Consider the following 16,782-nt stretch of genomic DNA (forward strand, 5'->3'; position numbering starts at 1 on the left):
AAACTGATACATGTCAGTACTAACGATCATGAACAATAAATGTGTGAGGTTAAAAGATGGAACTTATTATTGCCGAAAAACCTGATCAAGGTTTAAAACTAGCATCACCTTTTCAATATAAACGACGGGATGGGTATATTGAAATAGCGCCTAATCCAATTTTTAAACAAGGGGCTTATTGTACGTGGGCTGTTGGTCATTTAACGGAATTATGCCCACCTGAATTTTATAAGCAAGATTGGAAAGCGTGGGCGATTCAAACTTTACCGATCATTCCAGAAAAGTTTCAATATAAGGTAACAAAATCAAAATATAAACAATTTAATATTGTTAAACAATTATTAAAAAATAATGAAGTGACACGTATTATTCATGCTGGTGATGCTGGTAGAGAAGGTGAGTTGATCGTCCGCAATATTATCCAGTTAAGTGGTGTGAAAAAACCGATGAAACGGTTATGGATTTCATCGCTTACAAATAAAGCCATTATGGATGGGTTTACTAATCTGTTAGATGAGTCGGATACAAGAACAACGTACTTTGAAGCTTATTCAAGGGCATGTGCGGATTGGTTAGTCGGAATGAATGCCTCACGAGTGTATACGTTGTTATTACAGCAAAAAGGTATTTCTGATGTTTTCTCATTAGGCCGTGTTCAAACGCCAACACTAGCATTAATTGTAAAACGAGAAAAAGAGATTCATAACTTTAAATCTAAGCCGTTTTGGGAAGTTATGGCAACATTCAGTTTCAATGGAAAAACGTATCGAGGTAAGTGGCATAAAAATGGAGAAACTCGCTTAGATGAGGAAGCGATGGCAGAGAAGATCCGTCAATTTTGTGATGGTAAAGAAGCGCTTGTTCAATCGGCTGAAAAAGAGCGAAAGGAATATCACCCACCATTTCTTTTTAATTTATCTGCGTTACAAGCGACAGCGAACAGCTTATATAAATTTTCACCACAAAAGACGCTCGAGGTTGCACAAAAACTATATGTAAAGGGAATTATTTCGTATCCAAGGTCTGACTCCAGTCATGTGACGAAAGAAGAAGCGAAAACATTTCCTGAAATATTAGAGAAGCTGAAAAATTTTGAGGATTTAAAGCCATTTTTCCCAGTGCCGATGCCGTCCATTATGAATAACAAACGATATGTTAATGAAAAAAAGGTAAGTGATCATTATGCGATCATACCAACTGAGCAAGTTCCTTTAATAGCAAAGTTGAATCCGGATGAACAGAAAATTTATACTCTGATTGCGAAACGTTTAATTGCAGCGCATTACGATCAAGCGATATTTGATTATACGACCATTCATACGGTTGTGGATAACCGAGCGACATTTATCTCAAAAGGAAAGCAGCAAATCCAAGAAGGATGGCGCAAAGTTATTTATAGTGAGCAAAAAAAGCAAAAACAAGACGAAGATGAGCAAGACCTACCTCTTGTTCACGAGCAGGAACAAGGAAAGGTGAAAGATGTAAAAGTTAAAGAGGGCAAAACCGAGCCACCCAAACGATATACGGAGGGGCAGCTGATTACATTAATGAAAACCGCGGGGAAACATTTAGATGACAGTGAGTTAGTTAAGGTGTTAAAACAAACAGAGGGCCTCGGAACAGAAGCGACTCGCGCAGGAATTATTAAAAGCTTAAAAGATCGAAAATATATTGATGTGAAAAAAAATCAAGTATCGGCAACAAATAAGGGGATTTTGCTTATCGATTCGATAGGGAATAGTCTCTTATCCTCGCCAGAAATGACTGCCAAGTGGGAACAAAGACTTCACGAAATCGGTGAAGGAACAGCATCTCCGAGCGATTTTATGAACCAAGTAAAAAAGCTATCAACCAAATTAATTGATGATGCTAAATTGCAAAGTGAGTCGTGGAATTTTACAGGTTATAATCTTGAAGAATTTAAGAGGCAAAGAAGAAAAGGTATGAAATCAAGAAAGTCCCTATCGACAGGTACAAAAATCGGGCCATGTAAAAAATGTAATGAAGATGTCGTCGATAAAGGAACGTTTTACGGTTGCTCGAATTACACGGCGACAAAATGTAGTTTTACGATTTCGAAAAAAGTATTAGGGAAAACGGTATCGCAAACAAATGTGAAAAAATTACTTAAAGGTGAAGAGTCAAACGTAATTAAAGGCTTTAAAAAAGGTGACAAGACGTTTGATGCAAAGTTAGCATTAGTTGAAGGTAAACTAAAGTTTGTATATTCTAATAGAGAAAATTAGCTTTTTAGTTTAACTAAAATTGAAATAATATTGAGAAGGTGAAAAAATTTGAGTACAAAAAGAGTAGGAATCGTTGGTTTAGGAGTGGTAGGGCAACGACTCATTAAAGAGTTTAAGTCTAACTCTCAGATTGAAATAGATGCAGTTTGCGATGTAAATGAACAATTGGCGCAACAAACGGCTAGTGAATGCGTTGGTGTTATAGCTCTCACAGATTATCAGGAATTAGTTTCACGTAAATCAGTGGACATTGTCTATGTCGCAGTTCCACCAGCTCATCATCACACTGTTGTTCTTTCTTCAATCGAGCATGGAAAGCATGTTTTATGCGAAAAACCGTTAGCCAACTCGCGACTTGAGGCGCAGGAAATGCTAAAAAAAGCGAAGCAAGGAAACATTGTTCACGCGATTCATTTTCCATTACCTTATAATGCTCCCTTTACAACGATGAAAAAGCTAATCGAAAATCAGGAGTTAGGTGAAATTCTGAGAATTTCTATAAAAATGCATTTTGATGTTTGGCCACGAGTATGGCAACAAACCCCTTGGATCGGTACTAGAGAACAAGGTGGTTTCATTCGTGAAATTATGCCACACTATCTACAAATGATCGTTCACTTCTTTGGAAAAGTAGTAGACACCAAAGCGCATGTTGACTTTCCAGATGACGTAGAAAAAAGTGAAACGGGCCTAATCGCAACTTTAACATTAGCAAATGGTCTTCAAGTGTTAGTCGATGGTCTTGTTGGACAAGCTGAGAAAGAAAAAATAGCGTTCACCATCCACGGGACAGAACAAACGATCTCACTAGAAGATTGGCGAGTTGTGAAAAAAGCTCATCGCGGGGAAGAGTTAACAGTTGTTGAACCCGCGGATCTAATTCCGTCTAATGTTAATTTGATTGATGAATTTGTAAAAGCGACAACTGGTGAAGAAGCGTTTTTAATCGATTTTGAAGAAGGGCTACTCGTCCAAGAAGTGTTAGAGACATTACATAATTCGGGTAATCAAGCATAGAAAATATCAACTAGAAGGAAGGCTGTATCCAACTTAGTAGGGGGTACGTCTTTCTTTTTATCATTTTATTTAACCAATTACTTGTTTAAAGATACATTCATATGACATAAAGTAACCGCCCCAACAACCATTAATGATAAAAAGAATAAAAATCAGCGCTTTATTGTGAATGAAAACGTATATTCGATAGTAATGTATAAAAAATGGTAATATTCAATAATAGAAAAAGCTCTAAATGGGATAAATATTGAACCTATAACGAAAGATAAGAAGTAGTACTTTTCGTTTGAAACGAGTGATTACTAGGAGTGGGGTTATGACGGAACAAATTCATGAATGGAAAATAGAACAAGCACGAGTTAGCAATGTGATTGATAAAATTAATGAACGCATTCAAGAACTAAACGATCAACTCGGTGATATTAAAGTAGATGTCGTCGACATTCGCAAGAAGTTTTGGGATGATGTGACAGTGAATTTAGATAATGCTGAGGAAGCAGCTGAAACGTATGCAAGTATTAAACAAAAAGCTGAATTGCTTTCCGAACGTGAACGAAGTCATCGTCATTCGATAAACCAATTACGTAACTTAAATAAATTGAAGCACTCACCATATTTTGGTCGCGTTGATTTTTTGGAAACCGGTGAAAATCAGGCGGAGCGAGTGTATATTGGAACTTCTTCTTTTGTCGATAAAAACGGAGTAGATTTTTATGTTTATGACTGGCGTGCGCCGATTTCGAGTTTATATTATGACTATGGTCCAGGTACTGCACAGTATGAAACACCAACAGGTCTCATTAGTGGAAAGATGGAAGGAAAAAAGCAATATATCATTCGTAATGGTACGCTCTTACATATGTTCGATACTGGAATTACGATTGGTGATGAGATGTTACAAACAGTCCTCGGGGCCCAAGCAGATGCTCAAATGAAAAGCATTGTTGCGACCATCCAGAAAGAACAAAACCAAATTATTCGTAATGAAAAAGGAAAGCTATTAATTGTTCAAGGTGTAGCTGGCAGTGGGAAAACATCAGCAGCATTACAGCGAGTCGCCTATCTTCTCTATCGACATCGGGACACATTATTAGCTGAAAATATCGTATTATTTTCACCAAACTCAATGTTTAATAGTTATGTGTCTAGTGTCCTACCTGAACTTGGGGAAGAAAATATGCAACAGACGACGTTTCAAGAGTATTTGCAGCATCGACTAGGCAGTACGTTTACGATTGAAGATCCGTTTTCACAAATGGAGTTTGTTCTTATACGATCGAAAGATAAATCATACGAGGTTGGTATTGCTGGAATACAACTAAAATCATCCGTATTATTCATGCAAATGATTGATCAGTATCTTCAAATACTTAAAGATGACGGAATTATTTTCAAAGGTTTAAAGTTCAGAGGCCAAGTTTTATTTACAAAGGCGATGATCAAGGACTATTTTTACTCTATAGATCAAAAATTATCGATACCTAACAGGATGAGTTTAACTGCAGAGTGGCTATTAAAAGAGTTGCGTATATTTGAACTAAATGAACGGAAAGAAGAATGGGTTGAATGTGAAATGGAACTTTTGGATAAAGAGGCGTATTTAAAAGCATATCACAAGCTTCAAAAAGCAAGCCAAAATAACAGTGAGTTTTACGATTTTGACCGAGAAAAAGAAATACTTTCAGCGATTATTGTAAAAAAACGATTAAAAAAAATAAGAAAGTATATCGAAGAACTTAAGTTTATTGACGTTCGTGCAACGTATTTGCAATTATTTAAAAAGATCGAGTTTGTTAAAAGCTTTCAGGAGTTATTGCCACAACAATGGTCAGATATCTGTGTTTCAACAATTGAAAATATTGATCAGTTTCATCTTCGTTATGAGGATGCGACTCCATTTCTTTATTTAAAAGGTAGGCTCGAAGGATTACAAGTGAATACGTCTATTCGCCATGTTTTTATTGATGAAGCCCAAGATTATTCGCCATTTCAATTTGCATTTATTAAAAGTTTGTTTCCTCGTGGAAAAATGACGGTATTAGGTGATTTAAATCAATCGATCTATGCGCATTCATCCGTCAATAGTTTTGAAGCGCTACAATATTTATTTAATTCTGACGAGATTGAGCAGTATCAATTGACTCGCAGTTACCGTTCCACCTATCAAATTGTTGAATTTACTAAACATATTATGAATGCTAATATCGATCCGTTTAATCGACAAGGGGGGCAACCAACGATTCAAAGAGCACAAAACAAAGAGGAACTACATTTAAATATTATTCAGAGGATTAAATCCTTACAGGTAAAGGGATTGGAAACGATCGCTATTATTTGTAAAACAGCTGAAGAAACGGAAAGTGTTCATGAGAATTTAAGCAAGGTTGAATCGATAAGAATGATCACAAAGCATTCAACAGGGTATGAGGCGGGAGTACTCGTAATTCCTTCTTACCTCGCCAAAGGGGTTGAGTTTGATGCGGTTATTATTTACGATGCTTCTAGTGATAAGTATAGTCGTGAAAGTGAACGGAATTTATTTTACACGGCCTGTACGAGAGCGATGCATTCTCTTGACCTCTTCTATATGGGGAAAAAAACACTCTTTCTTCAAAACATTCCTGCACACACATATATCGAAAAATAAATTTTAAGTTCAGGCACCTTTGCGTCTTAGTTAAGGTGCCTGGCTCTTTTTACAAGGCACTTTTCTCAGACATTGTTGCTATTTGCTTTTGGACCTGAAGCCAAGTGGGTGACGCTTTCTGATAATTAATAAGATGCTATTTAAAGAATGTAAAAAAGACTCCTAATCTTTGGGGAAGTATCATATATATGAATGACCTAATAACTTGGAGGTGATAGAAATGATTTCAGCCACTTTAATTAAGATTGCGTTGATCATTATCGTCATTCGCTCAGGTTATGTTGCCTTGAATTTATTTATGACACGAAGTAATATTAACATACTAGATCTTTTATACCATATATCGATTATTATCATCGTTTTATCGTTTTTAATCTAGGTTAATATATAGTAAATAATTAGTAAGGACTCCTCATTACATGAAGCAAACTGTTTTCTATAATAAGTAGATGCATTTAAAATCTTAATATAAAAGTGTAAAAGCAATAAAGGTTTCGAATAAAAGGTGCAAAAAAGTAAACAAAGGAGAAAGATAATGGAATATAGATCAAAGCAGCAGTCTTCGTTACTTACTGCATTAATTAAACCACAATCAATAAAGGATTGGGCGCTTCTCATTGGCATAGTTGCTTTAGGCGCAGCATTCTTAATTGGAGCACTATGGAATGAAATCATTTTCCGTTTATTTGTTATTTTATTCCTAGTGGCTATGGGCGTTTCAATCAATCGTAAGTTGAATAATGTTACTACAACACAAGTAGATACTGTCACCGTCCCTGAGGAACAAATGGAAAAAGAACCTGTTGTAATTACAGATCTTGAAGTAGAAAAGAAACAAAGTGATTTAAAAAAGGTAGATCTTGACCGGACCTTATTACTTGAAGAACTCTTTTCAAAAGCAGCCTTAAGTGATATGGAAAAACAGCAATACCGTCAAAAAATCAAACAAAAAGATAACGAGATTTCAACGATTATGCAAGAAATGATGAATGCAAAAAACAAAATACAGCAAGCAGTATTGGAGACAAAAAAGTACTTTATTAAAGTTGATCCAATCAAGGAAATTGCAGCTTCATTAGATAAAGAGTCCGTATTAAATGGAACGATATATGATTTGAATTGGGCACTTGAAGAGATTCGCTCATCATTGCCTGAAGATGTGATACAAGCTCTTGAGAAATCAAGTTATGTTGACAGTGACTTTAAGTTAACACGAAATGGCTATAAGGCGTTAGTAAAGGAAGTTGGAAAGAAGAATGAAGATGAGCTTGAAGAAGTAAAATAAGAGATAAAAAGGCGGACTTTTACACAAGTCTGCCTTTTTATCATTCGTTTGTTTGCATATGATTTAACAGCATGATTTCTTTCAAAGGGACTAATTGTTTATGAGACATTACCCAACGATATTAATGCATTGGTACTTGTCGATTAATTTTCCCATCGATACGCTCAAAAATGTCTTCTAAGCTTTTGCCCGTAATAGTTAAGCCGTGATTTTTGAGACCGATTACAGCTTGAGTAGGGTTGTCCGATTCTCGGACAAGCTGTGCTACAGTTTTCGCTAGTTCGACAGTGCCGCATGGGTAGTTAATTTCTGTTGCTTGGATTCCGTCCATCCATGCGTGAATATGAACGATCGCACCGACTTCAGGGTGTTCCTTATAAATCATCCAATGCTCTATTGCGTCAACTGAAGCCCGTTTTGGTGTTACTTCTGGTGGAACACTTACTTCAATTTTATTGTCATCAGAGTTATATCCTTTAATAAAAAGAATATCTTGACCTATCTTGTTCATATTTGACTTATCAATTCCACTTGCACTCATCCAAAAATGGTTTTCATCTTGGCGTGCACTTAAATTTCCATAACTTAATCCGCCAATTCCATACAATTTATGTAAGTGTCTCATATCTCTAGGTGTTAAATATTCGTCAATAGGAAAAGGAGCAGGAAGAAGATTCATTTCATCGAGCTTCTTACCTGAATGTTTTAACTGCTGACTTACGTCGTCCCCATTCCATAATGGTTCAGGTAAATCAAAGTGAAACTCATTGTCGATAACAAGTTGTGAAGAAGCGAGTGGCTCTAGTCGATCGTATATTTTTTGAAATAATGTTGCTTCATTGTCACCTTGTTTATAGGCAATTTGGTAACACCCTTGTTCAGGTGTTAAGAAAAAGAAGGTAGTGGTTTCTTCGTGATGGTTGATAAACATCAAATGGTTTGAAAGTGATCGAATTAAATAAGGGTATGCTTCTTTAAATACATTTTCAACAGGCCCTCCTTTTTCTAAAACGGAAACGACGAATGTAGCTTGGGCTTTTCTTCTAAATGGTCGGCATTTGTCATGGTTCGTAAAGTTGAGGACGAGCTGAATGTTCTCATCGACCTCCTCACAAAGTGAAAATCCATTGTGAATGAAAGTATCTTTCATTCCTTTTTCTAGCCATTGCATAAACGAAGTTTCACAAGCTCCATTCATTAAAAATGTACTCATGGTGAAGTCCTCCTTAGTTGCTACTGTTTTAGTGTTCAAATACGACTTTCATGACGGAACCTCTACTCTTATTTGTTGCTGTATTAATAGCTTCCTCATATTTTTCTAAAGGAAAGCGGTGTGAAATCATGGGTGATAAATCAACCTTTTTCTGACGAATTAATTCAATTGCGATCTCGAGTGTACGCATTGTTTTCCCTTCAAATTCACCAGTGCTGTAGGCGAAGCTTCCTTTCACCTCAAGTTCGTTTAACCAAACGGCTGTCCAATCGATTCCGTCAATGATACTCGCTAAACCGAGTAGAACAACCTTCCCGCCACTTTGGGTGAAGCGGAGGGCATCGTTTATACTTTGCTTTTTTCCGACACATTCATAGACAATATCAGCGCCACCTTCAATAACAGGTGCACCGTAAATGGGCTTTAATACTTTGGCATTTAAAGTATTAGCCGTTTCATCAATATATGTTCCGTTTCGCGTAAGATAGATGACTTCGTCAGCTCCGAAGGTATGAGCAAGTTCACCTTGAAAGGGGTGTTTAACAAGCGCTGTAATATGACAGCTAATATTAAGAGCACGTATGGCCGCGATTACGGAAATACCTATCACCCCTGCTCCAATGACAAGGATGCGATCTTGTGGTTTAGGTCTGTTTTTTAGAACGGCATGCAGTGCACAGCTAAATGGCTCAATCAGCACTCCGTTTAAGTCATCAACTTCATCAGGTAAAGGTAAAATTTGAGTTTTGTGAGCAACTAGTGAAGGTCCCCAGCTTCCACCTGTATCTTTACAAGCCCCTATAAGTAATCCTGGTGATACGTCTCCTTCAGTCATATGACTACACAAACTATATTCACCGCGCTCGCAAGCTTTACATGGAGTGGAAAAGCCACGGCTCATACATGATAAAATAGGATCGATAACGACACGGTCACCCTTCTTAAGGTGACTAACGTTACTGCCAATTTCTGAGACTTTCCCGACAATTTCATGGCCAATCGTAAAGGGAAATGATGCATAAGGTGATGTTGCTGGACTATCATTTAAAAAAATTAAATTTATATCACTTCCACATATCCCCCCATAAGTAACGTCAACTTTCACCCAGTCGCTTGTAGGAAGTTTCGGTTCTTCGACCTCACGGAGTCGTAGGCAAGATAAACGCGGATGCCAATAGAGAGAAGGTTTCCACTTTCCAACGACCTTACTAAAGACATAGCGTGGAATACTATAATCAAACTGTAGAGACTTCATTTCAAACCCACCTCCTGAGAAGTATGGATATCATTTCCTGAGTATCATATATTTTTAACATTTCTCCCAATTTTATGCAGTTCTGCGAGTAAAATTTACCAATTTTCGTATGAAGTGTAACTTCTTACGAAAACTTAAATAAAGAAATATGAAAGCGCCTGCCTAGCTAAATAGAGGTAATAGAATAAAAGGTTAGATGAGTGAGTTGCTACAGAGAAAGTGGTAGAAGTGATGGTTTATCCCGTAACAACTAAATGAACACAAATGCGCCACGTCCTGTTGCAAAGTCTGTCTCACCCGCATCTTGTAGGCGTCAACTAACCTTCATTAGCAAAGAGGAAAACCCTCAGGATCGAAGTTTCATTTTATGAGGTTATTAAAAAATAGGGTAAGTAATGTGGAGGGGAGTTCATCATTTATAGAGGGGGAATGAAATGAACTCCACCTGTACTCGTTAAATAGGAGGGGGAAGTAAGAATTGGAAAAAATGTTCTTACAGCTTAGCGGTTGAATCATTTTGTTGATTATAAATTGCATCATCGTAAAGAAGGTGTTCATACTCTAACTCAAATAGCGCGATGAAAAAAGTAGTAATTTGTTCTAAAAACTTATTCAAGTTGATTACCTCCTCTAAATTATTCTTAATAATTTGTGTAAAAAAAGAAAATTTATACATAAAAATTGTGGTATTATGAATATTTAAGAATGTTAATTAAGTGAAGAACACGTATTTTATTTTTAGAATAAATAAAACTGAACCGATACTATTTTGAAGGGAGTATCTATGCGTTTTATACAAGTTATTATTTTTTATGTACTGTTGGGTGTAATAGGTACCTTAACGGCGTGCCAATTAGAAAGTGAGCAGTTAGCACCAGAGGAAGTGTTGAAACATTCAATTGAGGTTATGAGAGAAGTTCATACGTATGCATTTGAGTTAGATTCAATCTCCAGTGAATCGGATATGGGTACGATGACCGCTCATATCAGTGGATCTTCAACAGTGAGTCCATTGCATGCCCATATCAAACGAACTTCAAGAGTCGCTGCTTCGACAATGAAAACAGAAGCATATATCATTGAAGACGAGACCTACTTTTTAATGGATGATGATAAGGATCTGTGGATCAACGTGTCACCTGAAGTAGGTACAGTTGACCTTGTAGAAGAAATGGAACTTATTTTAGAATATATTGATTTATTTCATTTTACGGAAGATAAAAATGGCTACCGTTTTTCAATTTCTACGGACGAAGAAGAGATGAATACTTTATGGACAGGACTTTTTCCTTTTTTCTATGTATTCGATGACCCCTTGTTTCACACAATGATGCAAGTCATTCGTCTAGAAAGTGGTCCGTCGTATTTAAACTACGAGATGGTGATTGATAAGGAAAGTTTTTATCGAACATCAGCGATGATGGAATATGCTTATGATATGAACCTTACAGATGATGGTTCTGAAAATAAACTAACTGAAACCCTCTATATGACTTACCATTCGATGAATGAAGTTGATGAAGTTATAGTACCGAAGACTGTTATTGAAAATGCAAGAACGTATGGTGAAATCCTCTTTGGCAATCACGAAGCAGAAGAAGAACAAAAGCTATTTACGCATGAAAAAAAGGGGAACTCGGACGGTAATCATATGAATGGTTCTTACTTTGCCACCGATGGAGTAAATATCTATTATTCTAATTGGATGCAAGAAAGTGGAATATACAAGTTAGCTGATGACGGTATAGAGAAGGAACTTATTTCTGACGTATTGGCCGTTGATTTAAATGTAACTGAAGATTGGATTTACTATTCTGATGAAAAAGACGGGTTTAATGTTTACCGGATGAGCAAAGACGGTTCCGATGTAGAAAAGATATCTAGCGATTATGCGATCGATTTACGTGTAGTCGATGAATGGCTATTTTATAAAACAAATAACCCTTTAAATAATAACCAGCCATTGTATATGGTTCATTCTAAAGATGGTGTGAAATTACAAATCGTTGACAACCTATTCCGTTATACCGTTTATGAAGATCAAGTTCTTTACCAAAAAGAGCCACAAGGTAACCTTTACCTCTTAGAAATTGATGAAATGAGACAAACTTATCCACAGATGCTTGATTACTCAGTTAGAAGGTTTATCGTTGAGGCAGGTTGGATTTATTTTGAAAGTGCTGTAGATGATGGCAAAATATATCGTGTACGTTTGGATGGAACGCAAGTCGAACAGTTGACCAGAGATGAGAGTCAAGGATTTAATGTAGTGGATGAAACATTATATTTTACTAATGTTTCAGAAGGTCACAGCCTTTATCAACTAGATTTAAATACACTAGAAAGTGCAAAACTTGACGAAAGAGGCTCACACATTCACATAATCAATGACCGTCTTTATTACTCTAAACATATTAGTGGATTAGAGCTTGGATGGTTTCAAATGAATTTAGATGGCTCCAAAGCCGAACGCGCTCCATTTTAAATGAACATCTATAATGCCAAGTAAAATACGCTGTGTATTGTGCTTGGCATTTATTTATTACTTCGAATTAATATAAAGTTTTAAGGCGCTGATGATACAATACAAGTATTAATTGGTATAAGTGGAGGAAGTACAATGCCAGATTGGTCTTATCATGTTATTTTTAAACCACTACTTTCACGGCTATCACCTTTTCACTCAAGGGAATTTATACATAGAGGAATGAATCGGATTGCGTCATTTCCTGGTGGACATCATATTATTCATTTTCTAGGTAGAGAAGAGTCATCAAATTTATTAGAAAAAGAAATAGATCAGTTACATTTTTCCAATTCAGTAGGGTTGTCAGGTAAAATTGACCCATTACTCTCAGGAACAAAAGCCTTTGCTAATTTAGGGTTTGGATTTATTGAAATAGGGCCAGTGACCTTGCAGTCGAGAGCCGATGGTAATAGGCCTATTTTTCATCGTAACGAAAGGTTCATAGAATTTCCTGAAAAAGGTGAATCAACTGGTCTAGTAAACACGATTCAGAAATTAAAAAACGGGAAATGGAAGCAACCAATCTTTGTTCATTTAGCAGGAAGTGTAAGTGATCAGCTAGAAATGATAAAATCCCTAACTCCATTCGCAGATGCTTTTATCACAACTCATCTTTCAATTCCTAACGTAATACAAAAAGAGGAAGACATTGAGTTACTTCAACCGATTTATTTTTCAATTCCTGCAACCGAAATCATAGACGAACCATTAAAAGAAATTAAAGACTGTTTTTCTGGGATTATTTTAGAGGAACAACCCAATAAAGATGACCAAACTAATCTCTTGAATCATCTAAAATTGATCCGATATTTAAGAGAGTGCAATTTTACTAAAACGATTATTACTGTAGGAGGAGTACAAGAACCTGCAGATGCCTTGCAATTATTTAATGAACAAGCCGAATGCATCATGCTCTCTGGAGGATATATTTATTCTGGACCTGGTCTTCCAAAGAGAATTAAAGAAGCACAATTGGACCTAATAGAGATAGATAAAAATCCACATCAGGGATGGGGTTGGTATTTTTTATTTGCATTATCCATATTCATAGGTGGTTTAATCACGTTATTGATTAGCATGACAGCAATAATTCTTCCGTACGATGAGTACTTTTTAGAAATGGAACGGCAAGCTATTTATGTATTTAATGAACGAATTTTGTACTTTATGGCACATGACCGAATGACCCTTGCGGGAACGATGATATCAGGTGGTATCCTTTATTTGGCGTTAGCCACGTTTGGTGTTCGTCAAGGATTAAAATGGGCTAAACAAGCCATTGATATAGGAGCTATTACTGGATTTCTTGGTATATTTTTGTTTATAGGGTACGGATATTTTGATTGGCTTCATTTAATCTTTTGGCTCGTGTTATTACCATTTTATGTAACGGGTTTTGTAAAAACAAGAGGGATCAATGGGACACCCACGTCAACTAATCGAAGAAATCATAACCTTTGGAAGCGTAGCTTGTTTGGTCAATTAGCATTTGTCATACTTGGTTTTTCTTTTGTGTTAGGTGGTCTCATTATTTCCTACATGGGGGTCACAAGTGTTTTTGTTGCTACTGATCTTCAATATATCTGTATGCCTCCTGAGATGATTCAAGCGTTTAATGACCGTCTCATCCCAGTAATTGCTCATGATCGTGCAGGTTTTGGCGGGGCGCTATTAAGTGTTGGATTGCTTATTCTTGTGATCGCATTATGGGGATTTCAACAAGGAAATAGCTGGGTTTGGTGGACGTTATTTCTCGGTGGCATTCCCGCATTTACAGCTGGAATAGCAATACATTTTGCGATTGGTTATACGAATTTTATTCACCTATTGCCTGCTTATTTTGCCCTGATGTTGTATGTGGTCGGCCTTGTTTTTTCCTATTCATTTTTGAACCAAAAAAATGAGCTCTAAACCTCTTATTTGCATTCTACTTCATGTTGTTAGAAAATTAACGTAGTCTACGGAATGTCAAAGGAGGAGCTATTTTGAAACTTGAAGGAAAGAAAATTATTCAACTCGTAAGTGATGACTTCGAAGATTTAGAATTATGGTACCCAGTTTTACGATGCCGAGAAGAGGGTGCGACTGTTCATATTGTCGGGGAAAAGGCGAATGAAGAATATATCGGAAAGTATGGAGTACCGATTGTTAGTGATTTTGGTTTTGATGAAGTAGACGCAGAAAACTATGATGCGATTCTTGTGCCAGGTGGATGGTCTCCTGATAAATTAAGACGGTATGAAGATGTATTACAAATGGTTCGAGCTCTAAATGAACAAAATAAGCCGATTGGCCAAATCTGTCATGCGGGTTGGGTATTAATTTCAGCCAAAATCTTACAAGGTAAAACCGTTACAAGTACACCAGGGATAAAAGATGATATGGAAAATGCAGGGGCTATATGGGTAAATGAACCTGTCGTCGTTGATGGAAATCTTGTATCGAGTCGTCGACCACCAGATTTACCAGATTATATGAGAGAGTTTATAAAAGTTTTTTCTTAAAACAAAATCAATAAGCTTTAGAAGCAGCTCTAGTTCTGACTTACTGGAGCTGTTTTTATATATGGCAGATTTGTATGGAATGAGCAAAATTCAAATATAGGAACTCCCCTCAGTCATCCTACACAAATGACACCAAGGAGAAAGAAATGAAGATAGCCAGACGATTGCTCAATTGATTGGTGTCGACTTGAAAAATTACATAATAAACTATATTTAAGATAACCAACCAGTCATTCGAGTTGCTGTTTGTACAATTTCAGGTAAACTAATGCTTTCATGAGGAGAATATATTATGGTTCAATTTTTAGAAGGAGGTGCAGGTTAAGTAAAGCACAATTAAAAGGGACCGACCTACGAGGAGCCAATTTAGATGGAATTGATTTTAAATCATTAGATGTAAATGGCGCCCGTATGGATATAAGTCAAGCGGTTGCATTTTTACGATCATATGGAGCAAAAGTTGAGTGGTAGGTCATAAGCAGTATCCTTTACAGAGATATGGGCAAAAGACTAAACTAAACGTAAGGAAATTTATTGAAGGGCGTGACATGCTATGCAATTAAAACCATTGAAAGGGCAACATCACGTTTCAGCCATTACTGCAGATGCGAAAAGAAATTATGAATTTTTTACGAAAACATTAGGAATGCGATTGGTCAAAAAATCGATTAATCAAGATGATTCATCTGTGTATCACCTCTTTTATGCGGATGAAAGAGGCAATCCAGGTACAGATTTAACTTTTTTTGAGCTACCTTATGCAGGACAAACACGATACGGTACAAATAGTATTAGTACGACCTCGCTTCGAGTTCCAAGCGATGCATCATTGGACTTTTGGAAAAAGCGCTTTGAACAAAACCAAGTAGATCATGATGACATTTCCGAGCATACTGGCAGAAAAACCTTAGCATTTCGTGATTTTGAAGGGCAGCGTTTAATGCTTGTTTCAGACGAGAATAATGTTGGGGTTGCTGGGGGTAAACCTTGGGATAAGAGCGCTGTACCTTCAGAACATGCCATATATGGATTAGGGCCTGTCATGTTAACTGTTGCAAAAGCAGAAACTTCAGCGCAAGTGTTAACTCAACTTTTAGGTTACCGAGAAAAAGGCTCTTACCGATCTATATTTCCAGGGCAGCCAGATGTTAGGATATTTGAAACAGGAGAAGGAGGAACAGGAGCAGAAGTTCATCTTGAGGAACGTTCGGACCTTCCTGTTGAAACGCAAGGGCGGGGGAGTGTCCATCACGTTGCATTTCGCGTCGAAAGTGAAGAAGAACTACGTAGTTGGGCTAATCATTTAAAACAAATACGTATCCCAAATTCTGGTTTTGTAGAAAGGTACTATTTTAAATCACTTTATTTCCGTGAAGCGAATGGAATTTTGTATGAACTAGCTACGGATGGCCCAGGATTTGAAGGAGATGAACCGTTTGAAAGTCTAGGAGAAAGACTTTCTTTACCGCCGTACTTCGAGCATCAACGTGCAGAAATCGAAGCGAAATTAAAGCCGTTAGATACGAAAGAGTAAAGAAAGAAACTAGATAGATAATGCACCATGTTATTATTGAAGAAACTAATAAACAAGTACTTAAGTCAGTATTACTCCTGTTTTAGGAGTATGAGGGAATGTACTAGAAAATGGAATGCACACTTTTTTCGTCGTTTGCATGAAGGCTGTCATGAATTAACAAAACAAGAAGTTGCTATGACGAAGAATGCATTGACCAACAATATAAATGGTAAAAGGCGGCTTGGATAATTATGTTTCAAAACGTGTTAAATTCTTTAAATGTTGCTCTTGATGATTGGGGTATGATGCAACAAACGTCTGGTGATGAAGGAGCAGAACATGCCGAGCGGTTTGAACGCCATTTCTATAATTTTATTGATGAGTTTGAAAAGTGGTTTCGTACGCTCGATCCACAGCCAGAAGAGTTGGAGGACGCGGAAAATTTAGTGGAAGTCAAACAGATTGAAGAGCTACTACCTGGACCGCTGCATCTGAACTTTACGATGGAACTTGAACGGATCTTAGATGGCTATCAGACGACTCGGTTTGATTAAAAGGCAATAAAAGCATAA

General features: G+C 36.8%; 14 protein-coding genes and 1 pseudogene. 12 read left to right on the top strand and 3 right to left on the bottom strand.

Annotation, left to right across the window (positions count from 1 at the left end; translation table 11 throughout):
* Positions 1-56: 56 nt before the first annotated feature.
* The 5 genes from BK574_RS01110 to BK574_RS01125 all read left to right on the top strand — a co-directional run bounded on the left by BK574_RS01110 (position 57) and on the right by BK574_RS01125 (position 7,195).
* On the top strand, positions 57-2,246 hold the full coding sequence (locus BK574_RS01110; protein WP_078427128.1) for a DNA topoisomerase III: 2,190 nt from the start codon (positions 57-59) through the stop codon (positions 2,244-2,246).
* Positions 2,247-2,294: 48 nt separating this feature from the next.
* Positions 2,295-3,263, top strand: a complete 969-nt coding sequence (locus tag BK574_RS01115) for a Gfo/Idh/MocA family protein (protein WP_078427129.1) — start codon at positions 2,295-2,297, stop codon at positions 3,261-3,263.
* A gap of 316 nt (positions 3,264-3,579) precedes the next feature.
* Entirely contained in the window at positions 3,580-5,910 is a 2,331-nt protein-coding gene (helD, locus tag BK574_RS01120; RefSeq protein ID WP_078427130.1) for an RNA polymerase recycling motor HelD, read from the top strand.
* Between the two features lie 220 nt (positions 5,911-6,130).
* Positions 6,131-6,289, top strand: a complete 159-nt coding sequence (locus BK574_RS27245; RefSeq protein WP_158211472.1) for a hypothetical protein — start codon at positions 6,131-6,133, stop codon at positions 6,287-6,289.
* 156 nt (positions 6,290-6,445) lie between these two features.
* Entirely contained in the window at positions 6,446-7,195 is a 750-nt protein-coding gene (locus BK574_RS01125; RefSeq protein WP_078427131.1) for a hypothetical protein, read from the top strand.
* A 121-nt stretch (positions 7,196-7,316) separates the two neighbouring features.
* On the opposite strand, the gene BK574_RS01130 is transcribed toward BK574_RS01125, so the two are convergent.
* From BK574_RS01130 to BK574_RS28655, 3 genes are all read right to left on the bottom strand, one after another.
* Positions 7,317-8,408, bottom strand: coding sequence for a class II aldolase/adducin family protein (locus BK574_RS01130; protein ID WP_078427132.1), 1,092 nt, complete (start codon positions 8,406-8,408; stop codon positions 7,317-7,319).
* A gap of 28 nt (positions 8,409-8,436) precedes the next feature.
* Positions 8,437-9,663, bottom strand: a complete 1,227-nt coding sequence (locus tag BK574_RS01135) for a zinc-dependent alcohol dehydrogenase (protein WP_075386267.1) — start codon at positions 9,661-9,663, stop codon at positions 8,437-8,439.
* Between the two features lie 493 nt (positions 9,664-10,156).
* On the bottom strand, positions 10,157-10,279 hold the full coding sequence (locus BK574_RS28655; protein ID WP_274379385.1) for a hypothetical protein: 123 nt from the start codon (positions 10,277-10,279) through the stop codon (positions 10,157-10,159).
* Between the two features lie 168 nt (positions 10,280-10,447).
* Here BK574_RS28655 and BK574_RS01140 point away from each other — a divergent pair, with 168 nt between their 5' ends.
* The 7 genes and pseudogenes from BK574_RS01140 to BK574_RS01165 all read left to right on the top strand — a co-directional run bounded on the left by BK574_RS01140 (position 10,448) and on the right by BK574_RS01165 (position 16,764).
* Positions 10,448-12,148, top strand: coding sequence for a DUF6612 family protein (locus tag BK574_RS01140; protein WP_078427133.1), 1,701 nt, complete (start codon positions 10,448-10,450; stop codon positions 12,146-12,148).
* Positions 12,149-12,283: 135 nt separating this feature from the next.
* Positions 12,284-14,101 (top strand): dihydroorotate dehydrogenase, encoded by a 1,818-nt coding sequence (locus BK574_RS01145; protein WP_078427134.1) that lies wholly within the window; start codon positions 12,284-12,286, stop codon positions 14,099-14,101.
* 74 nt (positions 14,102-14,175) lie between these two features.
* On the top strand, positions 14,176-14,694 hold the full coding sequence (locus BK574_RS01150) for a type 1 glutamine amidotransferase domain-containing protein (RefSeq protein ID WP_075386270.1): 519 nt from the start codon (positions 14,176-14,178) through the stop codon (positions 14,692-14,694).
* Positions 14,695-15,006: 312 nt separating this feature from the next.
* Positions 15,007-15,165: pseudogene (locus BK574_RS01155) on the top strand (pentapeptide repeat-containing protein); the annotation flags it as partial.
* 82 nt (positions 15,166-15,247) lie between these two features.
* Complete coding sequence (locus BK574_RS01160) at positions 15,248-16,228, top strand: ring-cleaving dioxygenase (protein WP_078427136.1); 981 nt, start codon at positions 15,248-15,250, stop codon at positions 16,226-16,228.
* A gap of 90 nt (positions 16,229-16,318) precedes the next feature.
* Positions 16,319-16,459, top strand: coding sequence for a hypothetical protein (locus tag BK574_RS27250; RefSeq protein WP_158211473.1), 141 nt, complete (start codon positions 16,319-16,321; stop codon positions 16,457-16,459).
* A gap of 2 nt (positions 16,460-16,461) precedes the next feature.
* On the top strand, positions 16,462-16,764 hold the full coding sequence (locus BK574_RS01165) for a hypothetical protein (RefSeq protein ID WP_075386273.1): 303 nt from the start codon (positions 16,462-16,464) through the stop codon (positions 16,762-16,764).
* Positions 16,765-16,782: the final 18 nt, after the last annotated feature.

Origin of the sequence: Alkalihalobacterium alkalinitrilicum (assembly GCF_002019605.1) — a bacterium.
Lineage (GTDB): Bacteria > Bacillota > Bacilli > Bacillales > Bacillaceae_F > Alkalihalobacterium > Alkalihalobacterium alkalinitrilicum.